Source organism: Pseudomonas sp. AKS31, assembly GCF_023634765.1.
GTDB lineage: Bacteria > Pseudomonadota > Gammaproteobacteria > Pseudomonadales > Pseudomonadaceae > Aquipseudomonas.
Genome location: NZ_JAMLFX010000001.1, coordinates 459,427 through 477,505 on the forward strand (window position 1 = coordinate 459,427; position 18,079 = coordinate 477,505).

General features: G+C 61.8%; 14 protein-coding genes and 1 pseudogene. 5 read left to right on the top strand and 10 right to left on the bottom strand.

Translation table 11 applies throughout. The features are described 5' to 3' along the window. Nucleotides 1-307: 307 nt before the first annotated feature. The 4 genes from M9827_RS01950 to M9827_RS01965 form a co-directional block, all read right to left on the bottom strand. Nucleotides 308-1,978 carry a ShlB/FhaC/HecB family hemolysin secretion/activation protein gene (locus M9827_RS01950; protein WP_250603045.1) on the bottom strand — a complete coding sequence of 557 codons (1,671 nt, stop codon included), beginning with the start codon at nucleotides 1,976-1,978 and terminating at the stop codon, nucleotides 308-310. Nucleotides 1,979-2,112: 134 nt separating this feature from the next. Continuing rightward, nucleotides 2,113-3,687, bottom strand: coding sequence for a collagen-like triple helix repeat-containing protein (locus M9827_RS01955; protein ID WP_250603046.1), 1,575 nt, complete (start codon nucleotides 3,685-3,687; stop codon nucleotides 2,113-2,115). Nucleotides 3,688-3,986: 299 nt separating this feature from the next. Beyond that, a complete protein-coding gene (locus M9827_RS01960; protein WP_250603047.1) occupies nucleotides 3,987-4,841 on the bottom strand; it encodes a MaoC family dehydratase in 855 nt (284 codons plus the stop codon). A 2-nt stretch (nucleotides 4,842-4,843) separates the two neighbouring features. Continuing rightward, nucleotides 4,844-6,196 (bottom strand): 3-oxoacyl-ACP reductase, encoded by a 1,353-nt coding sequence (locus M9827_RS01965; protein WP_250603048.1) that lies wholly within the window; start codon nucleotides 6,194-6,196, stop codon nucleotides 4,844-4,846. A gap of 239 nt (nucleotides 6,197-6,435) precedes the next feature. Here M9827_RS01965 and M9827_RS01970 point away from each other — a divergent pair, with 239 nt between their 5' ends. Then, nucleotides 6,436-7,713, top strand: coding sequence for an acetyl-CoA C-acetyltransferase (locus M9827_RS01970; protein WP_250603049.1), 1,278 nt, complete (start codon nucleotides 6,436-6,438; stop codon nucleotides 7,711-7,713). Nucleotides 7,714-7,912: 199 nt separating this feature from the next. Here the strand turns inward: M9827_RS01970 and M9827_RS27920 are convergent, their stop codons facing one another. Next, nucleotides 7,913-8,680 (bottom strand): methyl-accepting chemotaxis protein, encoded by a 768-nt coding sequence (locus M9827_RS27920; RefSeq protein WP_414871699.1) that lies wholly within the window; start codon nucleotides 8,678-8,680, stop codon nucleotides 7,913-7,915. Nucleotides 8,681-8,770: 90 nt separating this feature from the next. Further along, nucleotides 8,771-9,859: pseudogene (locus M9827_RS27925) on the bottom strand (cache domain-containing protein); the annotation flags it as partial. Between the two features lie 447 nt (nucleotides 9,860-10,306). On the opposite strand from M9827_RS27925, the gene M9827_RS01980 reads away from it, so the two are divergent. After that, complete coding sequence (locus M9827_RS01980) at nucleotides 10,307-11,203, top strand: PA4780 family RIO1-like protein kinase (RefSeq protein ID WP_090281144.1); 897 nt, start codon at nucleotides 10,307-10,309, stop codon at nucleotides 11,201-11,203. A 327-nt stretch (nucleotides 11,204-11,530) separates the two neighbouring features. Further along, on the top strand, nucleotides 11,531-12,739 hold the full coding sequence (locus M9827_RS01985; protein ID WP_250603051.1) for an MFS transporter: 1,209 nt from the start codon (nucleotides 11,531-11,533) through the stop codon (nucleotides 12,737-12,739). On the opposite strand, the gene cueR is transcribed toward M9827_RS01985, so the two are convergent. The 3 genes from cueR to M9827_RS02000 form a co-directional block, all read right to left on the bottom strand. Continuing rightward, a complete protein-coding gene (gene cueR / locus M9827_RS01990) occupies nucleotides 12,693-13,106 on the bottom strand; it encodes a Cu(I)-responsive transcriptional regulator (RefSeq protein ID WP_123448499.1) in 414 nt (137 codons plus the stop codon). The two genes, M9827_RS01985 and cueR, sit on opposite strands and share 47 nt — an antisense overlap. Beyond that, a complete protein-coding gene (locus M9827_RS01995; RefSeq protein WP_250603052.1) occupies nucleotides 13,103-15,496 on the bottom strand; it encodes a heavy metal translocating P-type ATPase in 2,394 nt (797 codons plus the stop codon). The genes cueR and M9827_RS01995 overlap by 4 nt, the downstream gene beginning before the upstream one ends. Before the next feature lie 162 nt (nucleotides 15,497-15,658). Then, nucleotides 15,659-16,042 (bottom strand): hypothetical protein, encoded by a 384-nt coding sequence (locus M9827_RS02000; RefSeq protein ID WP_250603053.1) that lies wholly within the window; start codon nucleotides 16,040-16,042, stop codon nucleotides 15,659-15,661. Between the two features lie 147 nt (nucleotides 16,043-16,189). On the opposite strand from M9827_RS02000, the gene M9827_RS02005 reads away from it, so the two are divergent. Together M9827_RS02005 and M9827_RS02010 are read left to right on the top strand one after the other, a co-directional pair. Next, nucleotides 16,190-16,390, top strand: a complete 201-nt coding sequence (locus M9827_RS02005; protein WP_250603054.1) for a cation transporter — start codon at nucleotides 16,190-16,192, stop codon at nucleotides 16,388-16,390. Nucleotides 16,391-16,574: 184 nt separating this feature from the next. Further along, nucleotides 16,575-17,777, top strand: a complete 1,203-nt coding sequence (locus M9827_RS02010) for a multidrug effflux MFS transporter (RefSeq protein ID WP_250603055.1) — start codon at nucleotides 16,575-16,577, stop codon at nucleotides 17,775-17,777. Nucleotides 17,778-17,783: 6 nt separating this feature from the next. Here the strand turns inward: M9827_RS02010 and M9827_RS02015 are convergent, their stop codons facing one another. Continuing rightward, nucleotides 17,784-17,957 (bottom strand): hypothetical protein, encoded by a 174-nt coding sequence (locus tag M9827_RS02015; RefSeq protein ID WP_007914687.1) that lies wholly within the window; start codon nucleotides 17,955-17,957, stop codon nucleotides 17,784-17,786. Nucleotides 17,958-18,079: the final 122 nt, after the last annotated feature.

Genomic DNA, 18,079 nt, shown 5'->3' on the forward strand with positions numbered 1-18,079 from the left:
CTAACGCTCATCCTGTTGAGTGGTGAAAAGCGCAGGAGCGGCGTGGGTCGCTTTTGCTTTTCTGTGGGAGCGAGCTTGCTCGCGAAGGCGGCCTGACAGCCGGCCAATTTCTCTCTGGGTGCACCCGGTTCAACTGTGGGAGCGAGCTTGCTCGCGATGGCGGCCTGACAGCCGGCCAATTTCTCTCTGGGTGCACCCGGTTCAACTGTGGGAGCGAGCCTTCCAGCGAAGGTTGCCTGCAATCCGACTCAGTTCTGCCGGTTGTACACTCCACCCGCCGCTGCAGAAGCCTCCTGGGTGTTTCGGCTTACAACTGATAACTGAAACTGATGCTGTAACGCGTCCGGCGATTAAACGTGTCCAGCGCTTCGTCCGACATCGCCTTCGCCGCTTCCAGCGAAATGTTGTAGTACTTGGCATCACCAAACCGCAACCCGACCGCCGCCGATGACAGATTGTTGGCCTTTACCGGCAGTTCATTGAACCAGCTGCGCGAGCGATCGAGCACGACATAGGGTTGCAGGATGCGTACCCAATTGCCGTCGCGGTTGAAGCTGTAGTTGACCTCGTAGGCCACGCCCCAGCCTTTGTCGCCGGATGCTTGATCGTCGGGATAACCACGACCGAAGTTCTGCCCGCCGAACACCGCGCGCTCGCTGTCGGGCAGGCTGTCGTCGCTCCAGTACAACGCGGCCGACAGAACCCCTTGCCAATTATCGAAGAACTTGTCGCTCTGCACGCCGGACACGCGCAGGCGGAAGAAGTCGAGGTCGATGGCGTTGTTATTGCTTTTCGCGCCCATGCTGTCGAGGCCCTGGTACACGCCGCCGCTGAGGATCCGCAGTTGGCGCGCATCGGCCTTGCGCCAGTCACTTTCGAAGGCGAGGGCGCGGATGTCGGTGCGTTCTTCGACACTCAGCGGGAAGCCGACCACCTTGTAGCGGGTCTTGTCGTTGACCGCGTAAAGCCTTGAACCGGCCGTCAGCAGTTCGTTGGAGGCGGCAATCAGCGGCAAGGTGAAACCGATCGAGTAGCGGTCGTTTTCGCGGTGCGGTTTGAGTTGCAGGCCATTGTCGAGCAGGACATTGGTGCCGGGGTCTGCGCGGTAGCGTGAAGCCGACAGCGCCAGTTGTGCGCCTTCGTCATTGATGAACTGGTTGTAGTCGAGGCGGTAGTAATGCTCGTGATCGTCACCCGGCGGAAAGAGGCCGCTGAGGGTCAGTTGCTCACCCATCGCGGTTTGCGAATTGCTGCTGACGCCGAGTAGGGCCTGGGTGCCGTTGCGGTTGTCTTCGGTGGTGCTCAGCGTACTGGTGAAGGGTTTGCGACTGGCCTGGGCGACCAGGGTGGTGGCGCCGTCGGTGGTGCCGGGCGGTGGCACCTGGGCCTGGATCGTCACGCCGGGGATGCGCGTCATCAGTGTGGTGTAGCGCTCGAAGGTTTTGCGGGTCAGCGGCCGTTCGGCCTGGATCTTCGCCGCCAGTTTGTCGAGCAAGGCTCTGACCCGACCGACATCGCCCTGGATCTGGATATCGCGCACGTAACCTTCCACCAGCACCACGCGCGCGACGCCGTCATTGAAATTTTGCTGCGGCAAGAACGCGTAGGACAGCAAATAGCCGTCCTGCTGATAGCGCCGGGTGATGTTGCGCGTGGCTTCGATCAGCTCGGCGAGCGTGGCTTGCCGGCCGATCAGGGGCTTATAGATTTCGGCAAGTTCGTTGAGCGGGTAGAGGGTGCCGCCTTCGATCTGCACGGTTTGCAGATTGATTTTAGTGTCCATCAACAGCGGTTGCGCAGCGGCGGCACCGGCGTCCGGCACTTGCACCGGTGTGGCGCTCGGGCGATAGGCGTCGGCCGGCAGGTTCGGCACCGGCAGATTGCGGATGGTTTCGTTGCTGTTGAGAAAGCTGGGCAGGGTGTCGGCGAGGGCGGTGGAACTGAGACTGAGGAATAGCAGGGATGCCATTACGCGCATAGGACACTCCATGGTCAGATCACGGCACTGGGCTGAATTTTCCTAAGAAAAAAGGCGGAAGACTCGTGGGAATCTTCCGCCCTCAACCAAGCGTAGGCGCTGTAGGTGAGGCCGTCGAATCGGCCAGGTGCAATTTAGCGTTTGTTGCCTCCCAGGGTGCCAGTCAGGCCACCGAGTACTCCGCCCAGACCGCCACCTGTGGTACCCCCGCTGGTACCTCCGTTGACCAGGCCCCCGACGGCAGTGACCGTGCCGCCGACGTTGTTGACCAGGCCCCCGACTGCGGTGGTGACCGGGTTGTTGGTCGCAGCAATGGTGTTGCCGATACTGCTGACCGCACCGCCCACCTGGCCGGTGAGACCTGCGACGGGGGAGCCGATACCGGTAGCTGCGCCGACTTGTTGGGTCACGTTGGTAACAGCACTGGTGACCGGGTTCAGGCCTGCCCCCAACGCTCCGCCAACCGTGGCCAGAGGTGAGGTGGTTGCGGTGATCGGGGTGCCCGATCCGCCAAGTACAGTGTTGAGCGAAGCGACGGTATTACCCAGGCCGACAGCGGTAACGCCACCTGCGCTGACCACGCCATTGGTATTACCGGCATTCAGGCCAGCGCCGACGTTGACCACCGCGCCGCCGACCGTTTGCAGCAGGCCAGTACCACCGAGGCCGCCGCCCAAACCACCACCCACTCCACCAGTACCCGAACCAGTGCCGTTGGACACCAGACCACCAGCCTTGCCGACCGCGGTACCGGTATTGCTCAACGCGCCGCCGAGTGTATTGGTCAAGGCGTTGCCGTTACCCGCATCGGTGACCTTGCCACCCAGGGTGTTCACTGCGCCGCCGACTTGCGCAACCACGCCTTTGAGTGGATCGCCAAGACCTGTGGTCGCGCCGAGTTTGTCGGTGGTGCTTTCGACCATCGCGATCACCGGCACCAGGCTACCGCCGAGTTTGTTCGTCAGTTGGCTGGTTGGGCCGCTGGTCAATGTGGTGTCGAGGGTATTGCCGAGCATGGTGACTTTTTCACCGACGCCATCGAGCAGCGGCGCGACTTTGGTCACCACACCGCCCACCACCGGAACGCTGCCAGTCGCAGTGGACAGCTTGGCGCTGAGGTCGGAGACGCCGTTGCCGACATCCGTCACTACACCGCCAACTGAAGCCACGGTGGTGGTCAGGCCGTTAGGATCGGTGGCCAGTTTGCCAACGCCATTGGCGACGCCGTCACCCAAGGTGCTGACGACATTGCCAGCGGTGTTGGCCGCGCTCTGCACTACGCCACCGACGACAGGTACGGTGCTCAGAGAGTCGCCGATCTGGCCCACGCCATCGCCGACACCCGCGACGGTATTACCGACATCCTGCACCAGCGTGGTGGTCACCAGGGGAGTAGGGGTTGGATTGGTCGGATTGGTAGGATCCGTTGGGTCTGTCGGGTTGGTTGGATTGGTCGGATCGGTGCCACCTGTACCACCGGTTCCGCCAGTACCACCTGTGTTACCGGTGCCGCCAGTGCCCGCTGTATCACCGCTGCCACCCGTACCGCCAGTACCCGAGGTGCCGCCAGTGCCTGCAGTACCGTCCGCCGAAGAACTGCCGGAACTGCTTTTATGACCGCCACCACCGCTGCTGCAGCCGGTGAGGCCAAGGGAGAGAATCAATGCCAGAGCGATTGCCGATTTGCACCACATGCCTTGAGTTTTCATGATTGAGATTCCTTGCACCTGTCACAACGTTCGTTGTCTTCGATGGCTCGCCGATCTGTCGTCGGTGATGCCTTCGCCCGTTGTGCTCAATCTCAGTCCAGGGGCCGGTTTCAGACCATTCTCAAGTTGGTATTAACGCCTTTATATATAAGGTGAAGTTCAGCGCCTAAGGACTAATACCCAGGATATAGCCGGACAAAAAAAGGCCTTGATAATCAAGGCCCTGGTTTTTTCAGTGGAGGGGGGAAGGACGGCGAACACTTAAGTTATATACACACAATTAATGGTGTCCCGAGTGCTCAGGCAATCGGTTGCCACTGCCCGACCATGTGTTCCAGATCTTGCGCACCGATCAGCCGCAACTCACCACTGGACCCTGCGGCGCTCGCCAGTAAGGTCACCTCACTGGGCAAACGCACCGGTTTGCGAAAGTGCACGGCGATCTCGAGGTTGGCCTTGGGCAAGTGATCGCTGAGGGCTGCGAGGGTCCGCGCCTTGTTCCACAAGCCATGGGCAATGGCGGTTGGAAAACCGAACAACCTGGCGCTGGCCGCACTCAGGTGAATCGGGTTGTAGTCTCCGGACACTTTGGCGTACTGCCGGCCGATATCGGCCGAGGCTTTCCAGCGCGCCACCTCCACCAGCGATTGCGAAGGCTCCCAGGTCTGCTCGACCGGCTCGCCCTCAAGCTTCACGCCGCGACAGAGCATCTGGCTTTCGGCTTCCCACAACGGCCCGAGCTGATCATCCAGCGTGGTCAGCAGATCGAATGTTGCGCCTTTGGGATGCGCTTGCAGATTGGTCACGCGTACGCTCACCTGCGCCCGAGCGATCCCGCCCATCGGGCGCAACACGCGAATGCGGTTGCTCAAATGAATCAATCCCAACAGCGGGAACGGAAATTCTCTGGCGGTGAGTAGCTGCATCTGCAGAGCGAAGGCGAGGATATGCGGATACGTCGGTGGCAGCAGACCGTCATCGGCGAACCCACAGACCTTGCGGTAGTCCGCCAATTGTTTGCCATCGACATCGACCCAACAGCGCAAGCCGCTGTCGGGCAACCGGGTGCCGGTGATTTTGCGTCGCGTCGCCGCCCGTGCGTACAGCCCGGGCAGGCTCGGTTCGCGATCCAGCGTATGCCATTCGATGCTCATGCCTAAGCCCCCAGAACACTTTGTCCACAGACCCGCAGCGCCTGCCCGGTGAACGCGCCGGTGCCCGGTTGCGCCAGCCACGCGACCGCTTCGGCGACGTCTTGCGGTAAACCGCCCTGACCGAGCGAACTCATGCGTCGCCCGGCCTCGCGCAGGCCGAACGGAATGTGTGCCGTCATTTGCGTCTCGATAAAGCCGGGCGCGACGGCGTTGATGCTGATGCCGCGTTCCAGCAACGTCGGCGCCCAGGCTTGCGCCAGACCAATCAGCCCTGCCTTGCTCGCGGCGTAGTTGGTTTGCCCGCGATTACCGGCAATGCCGCTGATCGAGGCCAGCAGAATCACCCGCGCGTTGTCGTGCAACGTGCCGCTGTCGAGCAGTGCCTGGGTCAGCACTTGCGGCGCGTTGAGGTTGACCGCCAGCACCGCGTCCCAGAATTCCGGGGTCATGTTGGCCAGGGTTTTGTCGCGGGTGATGCCGGCGTTGTGCACCAGGATATCGAGGCCGTCGGGCAGTTGTTCGATCAGTTGCGTGGTGGCGTCGGCGGCACAGATATCCAGAGTGATCGCGCGCCCACCGAGGCGGGCGGCGAGGGCTTCCAGATCGGTCTTCGCCGGCGGCACGTCGAGCAGGATCACCTCGGCGCCATCGCGAGCGAGGGTTTCGGCAATGGATGCGCCGATACCGCGAGCAGCGCCGGTGACCAGCGCCTTGCGCCCGGCCAGCGGCCGTGTCCAGTCAGTGACTGGCGTGGCACAAGCCGTCAGGCGAATCACCTGGCCGGACACGAACGCGCTTTTCGGCGAGAGGAAAAACCGCAGCGGGCCTTCCAGTTGATCTTCGGCGCCTTCACCGACGTAGATCAGTTGCAGCGTGCCGCCGCTGCGCAGCTCTTTGGCCAGCGAACGGGAAAACCCCTCCAGCGCTCGTTGCGCACTGGCGGCAAACGGATCACCGAGGGTTTCCGGGGCACGGCCAAGAATCACCAGATGGGCGCTGTGCTCAAGGTTCTTCATCAATGGCTGGAAGAATTCGCGCAGCTGTTTGAGCTGGTCGGTGTGCAGCAATTCGCTGGCGTCGAACACCACGGCTTTGAGTTTCGGGCCGTGGCCGGGAATCCATTCGGTGGCGCTCGCCGGTTGCTCGCCGTAGCGGTAGATGCCGTCGGTCAAACGGTTGGCGAATGCACTAATGCGTTCGGCCAGCGGCCCGCCGCCGATCAGCAGTGCCCCTTCCACCGGCCGCAGGCGCCCGGCCTGCCAGCGTTCCAGTCGCACCGGCGACGGCAGGCCCAGCGCCCCGACCAGCCGATGGCCGAGGGACGAGTTGGCGAAGTCGATATAGCGGTCAGACATGGAACGCTCTCCAGAAGTTGGGGTTCAAAGTGTGGACTACCGATGGCAATCAATCGTTCGATCCACGCAATAAGGCCTACGCTAGAACAGCAGAGTAGACCACTGACCCTGTGGGAGGTGGCTTGCCGGCGATAGCGGAGTGTCAGCCACTGAAGAGGTTGGATGTGCCGGCCCCATCGCTGGCAAGCCAGCTCCCACAGGATTCTCTGTGAATCCAGATATTCAACAAGGAGTTATTCATGAGTCAGCTGCGCCGCGTCGCGATCATTGGCGGTAACCGTATCCCTTTCGCCCGTTCCAACGGGCCGTACGCCACGGCCAGCAATCAGGCGATGCTCACCGCCGCCCTCGAAGGCCTGATCGAACGCTACAACCTGCACGGCCAGCGCATTGGCGAAGTGGTGGCGGGCGCGGTGCTGAAATTGTCACGAGATATGAGCCTGACCCGCGAATGCGTGCTCGGCTCGCGTCTGTCGCCGGCCACGCCCGCCTATGACATTCAGCAAGCCTGCGGCACCGGACTGGAAGCGGCGATCCTGGTGGCGAACAAGATTGCCCTCGGCCAGATCGAGAGCGGCATTGCTGGTGGCGTCGACACCACGTCAGACGCGCCGATCGGTGTCAGCGAAGGCCTGCGCAAAATTCTCCTGCAAGCCAACCGCGCCAAGACCACTGGAGACAAGTTGAAAACCTTTCTGCAGTTACGGCCGCAACACTTGATCCCGGAATTTCCACGCAATGGCGAACCACGCACCGGCCTGTCGATGGGCCAGCACTGCGAGCTGATGGCGCAGACCTGGCAGATCCCGCGTGAAGATCAGGATCAACTGGCCCTCGACAGCCACCACAAACTCGCCGCGTCCTACAGCGAGGGCTGGCACAACGACTTGATGACACCGTTCCTTGGCCTGACCCGCGACAACAACCTGCGCCCGGAACTGACCCTGGAAAAACTCGCGACGCTGAAACCGGCCTTTGAAAAAAGCGCGAAAGGCACGCTGACGGCGGGCAACTCCACGCCGCTGACCGATGGCGCGTCTGTGGTGCTGCTCGGCAGTGAGGAGTGGGCCAAGGAACGCGGTTTGCCGATCCTCGCTTACCTGCGTGACGGCGAAGCCGCGGCGGTGGATTTCGTCAACGGCGCTGAAGGGCTGTTGATGGCGCCGGTGTACGCCGTGCCGCGATTGCTCGCACGCAACGGGCTGACCTTGCAGGACTTCGACTACTACGAAATTCACGAGGCTTTTGCCGCTCAGGTGCTGTGCACGCTGAAGGCCTGGGAAGATCCCGAATACTGCAAAACGCGCTTGGGCCTCGACGCGCCGCTGGGTTCGATCGATCGCAGCCGACTCAATGTGAAGGGCAGTTCGCTGGCGGCCGGGCATCCGTTTGCCGCCACTGGTGGGCGCATCATCGCGAACCTGGCGAAGTTGCTGGACGCTGCCGGCAAGGGCCGGGGCCTGATTTCGATCTGCGCGGCGGGCGGGCAGGGCGTCACCGCCATCATCGAACGCTGACGCTGAAAGAGCCCCTCACCCTAACCCTCTCCCAAAGGGAGAGGGGACCGATTGGGGGATGCTGCAGAGTTACGCCGACCTGATCTTGCTTTACAGAATCCATAATCGACGCGGTATTTCAGGTCGATGCATAACGCCAGACTCCTCGGTCAGCCCCCTCTCCCTCAGGGAGAGGGCTGGGGTGAGGGGCTTTTGAGGTTCAGGTACGAAACCGTCTGACCAACCCATCCAGCTCATTCGACAACCCCGCCAGACTCTGCGAATCCAGACGCGCCGAGTTGGCCAGTTCCGCCACCAACTGCGCATCACCGTGGATCTGGCTGATGTGCCGGTTGATGTCCTCAGCCACCTGATGCTGTTCTTCAGCGGCGGTAGCGATTTGCGTGTTCATGTCGCGGATCACGTCCACCGACTCGCGGATCTGCCCGAAGCTTTCCCGCGCCTCGCCGATGCGCGTCACCGACTGCTGCGACACCTCCAGGCTGGCGTGCATCTGTTGCGTGACCTGGCTGGTGCGCTTGGCCAGATTGCCAAGCAAGCCGTCGATTTCCGCGGTTGAATCCGCCGTGCGCTTGGCCAGCGCACGCACCTCATCGGCGACCACGGCAAAACCGCGGCCCTGCTCACCGGCGCGCGCCGCTTCGATGGCGGCGTTGAGCGCCAGCAGGTTGGTCTGCTCGGCGATGGAGCGGATGGTGCCGAGGATCGACTGGATATCGTTGCTGTCGCGCTCCAGTTGCTGCATCGACTGCGCCGATTGTTCCAGCTCCTGGCTCAGTTGATCGACGCTGTGAACCGCCGCATCAATCTGCTGCTGGCCTTGGCGAGCCTGACGCTGACCGCTGTCGGCGGAGTCCGCCGCCTGACTGCACGAGCGTGCGACTTCGTTGGCGGTGGCGACCATTTCGTGGAACGCGGTCGAGACCATGTCGACGGCTTCACGCTGACGCCCGGCGGCTTCGGCCATGTCGCTTGAGACGCGGGTCGAACTCTGCGAGGTCGCGAGGATTTTCCCGGCGGCGCCGCCGATATGCTGAATCAGGCTGCGGATCGCGGTGAGGAACTGATTGAACCAGTTGGCCAGTTGCGCGGTTTCGTCGTTGCCTCGAATGTCGAGGTTTTTGGTCAGGTCGCCTTCGCCCTGCGCGATGCCCTCCAGACCACTGGCGACGCTGCGGATCGGACGCACGATCAGGCTGGCAAAACTGGCCCCGACCACGGCGAACAGCACGGCCAGTACGGCGGCGATGATCGCGATCAGCCAGGTCAGTTGCGTGGCCGAACTCATCACATCGCTTTGCTTGATCAGGCCGACGAAGGTCCAGCCCAATTGCTCCGACGGCCAGACGTTGGCCATGTAGCGTTCGCCGTCAAGCTCGACTTCGACCAGACCTTTGCCGGCCTTGGCCAGTTGTGCATAGCCTTCGCCGAGGCTGTCCAGCGGCTTGAAATTATGTTCCGGCTGTTTCGGATCGACCAGCACCGTGCCGCTGTTTTCCAGCAGCATCAGGTAGCCGGTTTCGCCCAGTTTGATCTGTTTGACGATCTCGGTGAGTTGCTTGAGCGTCACGTCGATGCTGACCACGCCGCCGTTGCTGCCGAGTTTGTTGTCGATGGTGCGCACGGTGCTGACGTAGGTCGCATCGTCCTGCGCCCAGTAGTAAGCGGCGGTCCGCAACGGCTTGCCCGGTTTGGCCTGGGCGGCCTTGTACCACGGCCGCTGGCGCGGGTCGTAGTTATTGAGTTTGGGGTCGTCCGGCCACGACACATAACCGCCAGCCGCGGTGCCGACGATGGCATAGGCGTAAGCCGGGTGGGCGTTGCCCAGATCCTGCAGGAACGCAAAGACCTTTTTGTCCATCTCGCCCTGCGGGATGGTTTCGGCGTTGGCGCTCATGTAGGTCTTGAGGCTGTCGTCGGTGTTTTTGATCAGCGGTTGCGATGCCAGGTAATCGACGTTCTGGCTGATACCGTCAAAAAACAGCTGCATGGCATTGCTGACCTGACGAATCTCGCGACCGCTGCTGTCGACAAAACTGTCCCGGGCATCGCTGCGCAGGTTCATCACCACCAGCGTTGCGACCAGCACCACCGGCAAGCAGGCGATGATTGCAAACGCCCACGTCAATTTCTGTTTTATGTTCATCCGCGCTCCAGATTTTCTTGTAGGCCCACGCAGTGCAGATGACTTGTGGTTTATTGGCAGCCGAAAACGTTGTGGATCACCCGTGTCCCCGAGCGCGGCATCGCTGATTGTTGTGGAACGATTGCCGGACAAATCCCTCTGTCATTGAGGGCTTCGGCTGCAAAACAGGGAAATTGAGGCAACTTGGAAAAAATCTGCCGAAGGGGCATCACCCGGATGTCAGATTCTGTCGCAAATGCCCTTGAAGACATGTACCAACAAGTCCAACGGCCTCAGCTATGATTCCCCACGGTCGATGCGCGAGCGCAGAGTTGGCCCTGTTTAATCCGGCACAGTGTGTGCATTCTCAACGTTCACAGGTCGGCAACCCCTCCCCGTGATGCGAGGATTGCCGTATAACGAGTGACATTCGCGTGTTTGGTAATAAAGGACCCACAATAAAAGCTGATGAAGACTCCAAAACGCATTGAACCCCTGATCGAGGACGGTCTGGTCGACGAAGTGCTGCGCCCACTGATGAGTGGCAAAGAAGCAGCTGTTTATGTGGTGCGCTGCGGCAATCAGTTACGTTGCGCAAAGGTCTACAAGGAGGCGAACAAACGCAGTTTCCGCCAGGCGGCCGAGTATCAGGAAGGCCGCAAGGTGCGCAACAGCCGACAGGCTCGCGCGATGGCGAAAGGCTCCAAGTTCGGTCGCAAGGAGACCGAAGATGCCTGGCAGAATGCCGAAGTGGCGGCGCTGTTCCGTCTGGCCGGTGCCGGTGTGCGGGTGCCCAAACCCTACGATTTCCTCGACGGCGTGCTGTTGATGGAGCTGGTGGCCGACGAGTTCGGCGATGCGGCGCCGCGTCTGAATGACGTGGTGCTGGAGCCGGATCAGGCGCGCGAGTATCACGCGTTCCTGATTTCGCAGATCGTGCTGATGTTGTGTACCGGTCTGGTGCACGGTGACCTCTCGGAGTTCAACGTGCTGCTGACGCCGACCGGCCCGGTCATCATCGACCTGCCGCAAGCCGTCGACGCTGCCGGCAACAACCACGCGTTCAGCATGCTGGAGCGCGATGTCGGCAACATGGCTTCGTACTTCGGGCGCTTTGCCCCGGAGTTGAAGAAGACCAAGTACGCCAAGGAAATGTGGGCGTTGTACGAAGCCGGCACCTTGCACCCGAACAGTGTGCTGACCGGTGAGTTCGATGATCCGGAAGACCTGGCCGACGTTGGCGGGGTATTGCGCGAGATCGAAGCGGCGCGCCTCGACGAGGAACGCAAGCAGGCCATCCGTGCGGCGGATGACGAGCCGAAAGGCAAGTCCGAAGAGCCCCCGCCACCCCCGTGGATGCAGTGATCGCTTGACGAGAAACCCGGCTTCGGCCGGGTTTTTTTTGATACTCAGAAAAGCCCCTCACCCCAACCCTCTCCCAGAGGGAGAGGGGGCCGACCGCGCTGTCTTGCGTCTTACATCGACCTGAAACACCGGGTCGATTATGGATTGGATGAGGTCAGCATTTGGACCTGTTTGGATTCGGTAAAGAAATTTCAGGTCGGCGTATCTCCGCAGCATCCCCCAATCAGTCCCCTCTCCCCCTGGGAGAGGGTTAGGGTGAGGGCTCTTTCGGATCCCTGCAAATTCACGTCTACTGTCCACCGCTCCAACCACACTCAAGGACTGAATGTGACCACCCCGCGCAACACCCACCTGATCGTCACCGCCCGACTGATCTCCGATTTCGGCGCCTTCCTCAACATGGTTGCGCTGGCCACCTACGTCTACCTGCTGAGCAACAGCGCCATGAGCGTCGGGATTTTTCTCGCCAGCCGTGTCGGCGGGGGGATTTTTGCCAGTCTGATCGGCACCGCGTTTTACCGCCGCTGCAGTGGCCGCGCACCGCTGATCGCGTTCGATCTGCTGCGCGCCAGCGTGCTGGGGTTGTTGCTGATTGTGCCTGTCAGCCAGCAGGCCTTGCTGTTGCCGGTGATCGCCTTCGGTCTGGGCCTGGGCAATTCAATGTTCGCCATCGGCCTCAACAGCCAGTTGCCTCGTTTGATCCCCGCCGATCAATTGCTCAAGGCCAACGCCTGGATCACCTCCGCCTCATCCGCCGCGATGGTCGGCGGCAGTCTGGTTTCAGGTTTGCTGGTGGCGGGGTTTGGCTTTGAAACGGTGTTCGCCCTGAATGCGCTGACCTACCTGCTCGCGGCGTTGTTGATTGTGCCGCTGCGGTTCGCCCCCGCGACCGTCAACAACGAACCCGAACGCGGCGAATGGATAGCACTCAAGCAAGGCCTGCGTGCTGCGCCGGTGATTGCCGCGATGCTTGCGGTCACCATGGCCGACACCTTGGGCAGCGCCGCGCACAATGTCGGCTTTCCGATCATCTCCAAACTGCTTACGCCGGAGTCGGCGAGTACCACGCTGGGGCTGATGCTCGCAGTATGGGCCAGCGGCAAACTGCTGGGCGCGCGAATCGCCAGCCGTCTCAACGGCTCGGACAACATCCATCTGGAGCGACGATTTTTCTTCGGCGTGGCGCTGATGTCTTGCGGCTTTATCCTGATGTTCCAGCAACACAGCCTCTATGGTCTGTTGCTGTTTTCCTTGCCGGCGGGGCTGGGCGACGGCTTTTCCGAAGTGGGGCTGATGTCGCGTCTGCAGCGTGAGCCCGAGCAATTGCGTCTGCCGATTTTCAGCGTGCTGACTTTGCTGCAAATGACCGGATTCGGCATCGGCATGCTGATTGCTGCGCCGTTCTACGCGTGGTGGGCGCCGGGTGCCGTGGTCCTGCTGTTCCACGGCATTCCGCTCAGTACGTTGTTGCTGATCAAAGTGCTTGCGCTCAAGCGCGGGCGGGTTGCACGCAGCAGCCCGACGCCAGTTCCTTGAGGATCGGGCAGTCCGGGCGATGGTCGCCGTTGCAGTGCTCGACCAGGTCTTGCAGGGTGTCGCGCAGTTCACCGAGTTCGCGGATCTTCTGGTTCAACTCGTCGATGTGCTGGCGGGCCAAGGCTTTGACATCGGCGCTGGCCCGTTGGCGATCCTGCCAGAGGGTCAGCAGTTTGCCGACCTCTTCCAGCGAAAAGCCCAGGTCCCGCGAGCGCTTGATGAAAGCCAGGGTGTGCAGGTCGTCGTCACCGTAGACCCGGTAACCGCTGTCGGTGCGATGCGCTGCTTTGAGCAGGCCGATCGACTCGTAATAGCGGATCATTTTCGCGCTCAGGCCACTGTGTCTGGCCGCTTGGCCGATGTTCATCGGTGTTCCTCCAGGTCCTTGGGTTTCCAGGTTTTCAACAGTAGCGCATTGCTCACCACGCTGACGCTCGACAACGCCATGGCTGCACCGGCCAGCACCGGATTGAGGAAGCCGAAGGCTGCCAGTGGAATGCCGATCAGGTTGTAGACGAAGGCCCAGAACAGGTTCTGACGGATCTTCGCGTAGGTCTTGCGGCTGATCTCCAGCGCCGCCGGTACCAGCCGTGGATCGCCGCGCATCAGGGTGATGCCCGCCGCGTGCATGGCCACGTCGGTGCCGCCGCCCATGGCGATACCGATGTCGGCAGCGGCGAGGGCCGGGGCGTCGTTGATGCCGTCACCGACCATGGCGACCACGCCGGTTTTTTTCAGCTCGGTGACGGTCGCGGCTTTGTCCGCCGGCAGCACTTCGGCGTGGACATTGCTGATGCCCAAAGCCTCGGCGACGACGCGCGCGCTGCCACGGTTGTCGCCGGTCAGCAGATGGCTGTGGATATTCCGGGCGCAGAGCTGTTGCACCGCTTCCAGCGCACCGGGTTTCAAGGTGTCGCCGAAGGCGAACAAACCGAGCACTCTCGGCTCCGGACTTTGTTCGATTAACCACGACAGGGTGCGGCCCTCGGCCTCCCACGTCTGGGCAGATTCGCTCAGGTTGCCCGCGCTCAAACCACTTTCTTCGAGCATCCGCCGATTGCCCAGCGCCAGACGCCGGCCTTCAAGACTGCCGGCAATGCCGCGACCGGTCAGCGATTGACTGTCGCTGACATCCGGCACGTTCAGGCCTCGTTCCGCTGCGGCATCGAGTACCGCTTTGGCCAACGGATGTTCACTGCCGCGTTGCAGCGCGCCGGCCAGTTTCAGCAGCGCGTCTTCATCGCCATTCACTGCACGGAAATGGGCAATGCGCGGCGTGCCGGAGGTCAGCGTGCCGGTCTTGTCGAACACCACGCTGCTGACTTCATGGGCGCGTTCCAGGGCTTCGGCATCCTTGATCAGAATCCCGTGACGCGCCGCTACGCCGGTGCCGGCCATGATCGCCGTCGGCGTGGCAAGCCCCAGTGCACACGGGCAGGCGATGACCAGCACCGCGACGGCATTGATCAGCGCCGTTTCCATTGGTGCGCCGTAGAGCCACCAGCCAACCAGCGTCGCCAAAGCAATCAACAACACGGTCGGTACAAAGATCTGGCTGACTTTATCCACGAGTTTCTGGATCGGTGCTTTCGCGGCTTGAGCGTCCTCAACCAGACGAATGATCCGCGCCAGCACGGTCTCGGCGCCGAGCGCCTGAGTACGCACCAGCAAGCGCCCTTCACCGTTGATCGCGCCGCCGGTGACCTTGTCCCCCGGTTGCTTCGGCACCGGCAGGCTTTCGCCGCTGATCAGTGCTTCATCGGCGTGGCTCTGGCCGTCGATGACTTCACCGTCGACCGGAAAGCGTTCGCCGGGTTTGACCAGCACCAGATCGTTGAGGCGCAAGGCGCTGATGGCGACATCCTGCTCGCGGCCGTCGATCACTTGAATCGCCCGCTCCGGACGCAAGGCTTCCAGCGCGCGGATGGCGCTGGCGGTCTGACGTTTGGCGCGGCTCTCCAGATATTTGCCGAGCAGCACCAAGGCAATGACCACCGCCGACGCCTCGAAATACAGATGCGGCATGCGCCCGGCAGCGGTGGCCCATTCGTAAAGACTCAGGCCGTAACCGGCGCTGGTGCCGAGGGCGACCAGCAAGTCCATGTTGCCGGCGCCAGCGCGCACGGCCTTCCACGCCGCCACATAAAAGCGTGCACCGAAAATGAACTGCACGGGAGTGGCAAGGGCGAATTGCGCCCAGGCCGGGAGCATCCAGTGGATGCCGAACGGTTGCAGCAACATAGGCGCCACCAACGGCAGCGCCAGGGCGATGGCGCAGATCAGCGCCCAGCGCTCATGCTTGAGCTTCTGTTGCTGGTTATCGGTTTGGGGTTGTTCGGCTTGCCAGACGCTGGCCGAATAGCCGGCCTTGCTCACGGCGTCGAGCAGGGCTTGCGGGTCGACCTGACCGAGCAATTCGAGGTGCGCGCGCTCGTTGGCCAGGTTGACGCTGACGCTTTTCACCCCGTGGACTTTGTTCAGGGCACGTTCGACGCGACCGACGCAGGAGGCGCAGGTCATGCCGTCAATGTTCAGTTCGAGGGTCTGCTGCGGCACGCTGTACCCGGCGCGTTCAACCGCCTCCATCAAGGCCGGCAGGCTGTCGCCCGGCGCCTGTACGCGGGCCTGCTCGGTGGCGAGGTTGACGCTGACCGAACTGGCGCCGCTGACTTTGCTCAACGCCCGCTCGACACGGCCGGCGCAACTGGCGCAGGTCATGCCGGCAATCGGCAGATCGAACGTGATGGAATCGGACATCGGTCGTACTCCCTGTAGTAGATGCCTACAAGGATCAACCTTGCCATGCGGGCAAGGTCAAGCGCCAATCTCAAAAGCAAAAGATCGCAGCCTTCGGCAGCTCCTACATTGGAATGCAATCCCTGTAGGAGCTGCCGAAGGCTGCGATCTTTTGGCTAGCGCTCAATAGCCGAGATCGGCGCGCTTCAGGTACATGCCTTCCTGTGTCATCGCGATCCGGTACTTCTGCACATCGCCCGCTTGCAGTTTTATTTCCTGCGAGCCCGGTGCGAGCAAGCCTGGATTGCAACCCGGTACTTGCCCCGGCAGCAGTTTCAGACGCAGCGATACAGTGCCCGGTGGCAGGTTGAAAGACGTGCTCTGTTCCTGAAACAGGCGTGCCGACAGCTGATCCTGGATATACACACCGATTTCGCAGGAGGTTGCCACTTCCAGGCGCTCGCGGGAAATGATCAGAACGCCGTAATCCTCGCCGACAGCTTGTACTTGAGGAACGGTGGCAAAGAGGCTGAGAAAGCCAAACAGGCTGAAAGCTGACCAGCGCATGGCTGAATCTCCTGAATCGAGTCATTGATGTACGCAGCTTGGCCGAGCGCGGCGCCGATTGCCAGCCCGGCAGTTTATTCAAGAACTTGACCTTGCCATCGTGGCAAGCTCGACACTGCCGGCAACCTCACTCAAAGGAGTCATTCCATGCAAGTGTTCAACGTTCAAGGCATGTCCTGCGGTCACTGCGTCAAAGCCATCACCAACGCCGTGCAGGCCAGGGATCCGGCAGCCAGCGTGCGCGTCGATCTGGCGGCGAAAGAGGTTGGTGTCGAAAGTGCGCTGAGCGCCGAGCAAGTGATCGCAGCCATCAGCGAAGAAGGCTATGCCGTCAAACTGGCCTCATAGAAGCAAAAGATCGTCCGACGCGGCCCGAACCTTCGTCAGTTCCCACAGCAGACGTATTCCAACGCAGGAGCTGCCGAAGGCTGCGATCTTTTGCTGTTTTTATAGTTAGCGAGCTATCGGAATGTTCAAGGCGTTCGGGCGCGGCTAGACTGTCGGGCTGCTGACTTGCCAACCTGGATGCCTGATGAACTTCCGTACCATTCTGATTCTCGGTGCCTTGACCGCTTTCGGGCCCTTGGCGATCGACTTCTATTTACCTGCCTTCCCCTCGATGGCGCTGGCGTTCGGCACCGACGAGAAACACGTGCAGATGACGCTGGCGGCGTATTTTGCTGGCCTGTCCATCGGCCAACTGGCTTATGGGCCGGTGGCGGATCGCTTTGGCCGACGTATCCCGTTGCTCGTCGGGCTTACGCTGTTCACCCTGGCCTCTCTGGCCTGCGCTTATGCGCCAAACCTCGAATGGCTGATCGGTGCGCGTTTCGTCCAGGCCTTGGGCGGCTGTGCGGGGATGGTGATTTCCCGGGCGGTGGTCAGCGACAAGTGCGACGCGGTAGGCTCGGCGAAAGTCTTTTCACAATTGATGCTGGTGATGGGTCTGGCGCCGATTCTGGCGCCGATGCTCGGCGGTCTGCTGGTCAACACCACAGGCTGGCAGTCGATCTTCCTGGTGTTGACCGGGTTCAGTGCCCTGGCTGGATTGGCCGTGGCGCTGGGCCTGCCGGAAAGTATGCCGGCGCACATGCCGCGTCAGCCGTTGTCCGGCGCACTGCGTCAGTACGGGCGCTTGCTCAAGGACCGGGTTTACCTCGGCCATGCCCTGACCGGTGGCATCGCCATCGCCGGGATGTTCGCTTACATCGCTGGCTCGCCGTTTATCTTCATCAAAATGTATGGCGTGCCGGCCGAGCACTTCGGCTGGCTGTTCGGCACCAACGCGGCGGGCTTCATTCTGGTCGCGCAGGTCAATGCGCGCTTGTTGGCCAAGCGTGGACCGGCGTTTCTGCTGTCGCGGGCGGTTTGGGTGTATTTCGCCGCCGGGCTGACGTTGCTCACGGTCAGCGCGATGCATACCGAATCCTTGTGGCCGCTGCTGATTCCGCTGTTCATTTGCGTGTCGAGCCTGGGTTGCATCAGCCCCAACGCCGCCGCTTGCGCAATGAACGGGCAGGGCGCACGGGCCGGCAGTGCTTCGGCGCTGCTCGGCTGCATGCAATTCAGCGTCGCTGCCGGGGCATCGGCGCTGGTGGGCGTGTTGCATGACGGCACCGCCGTGCCGATGGCCACGGTCATCAGCCTGTGCGGTTTGCTGGTGGTGTGCGTGGCGCTGCTCACCCGCCGTCTGCAGAATGCCCGTGCACTGGCACAAGCTCAGGCCGAGGCGTAAAAACCCTCAGCCGGCGGCGCGCTGCTGGCTGCGGTCGGGAATCTGATGGGGCGCGCAAAGTCGCGCTTCGAGGGTGCGGGTGAAGGCCAAGGCTTCGGCTTCACTGCGGAATGTCACGGCGTGTTGGTCCAGACGAACCTGCCATTGAGACTTTGCCACTTCTTTTATCAGGATCTTCATTGCTGACCTCCCTTGCGTAAAAGATGTATCGCAGAGGCTTCGATTGTAGACCTGAATACGATCGCAATTGTGACAACGGTCAAGCATCTGACTGACGGCAAAAAACCTCCGGCAGCCCCTGT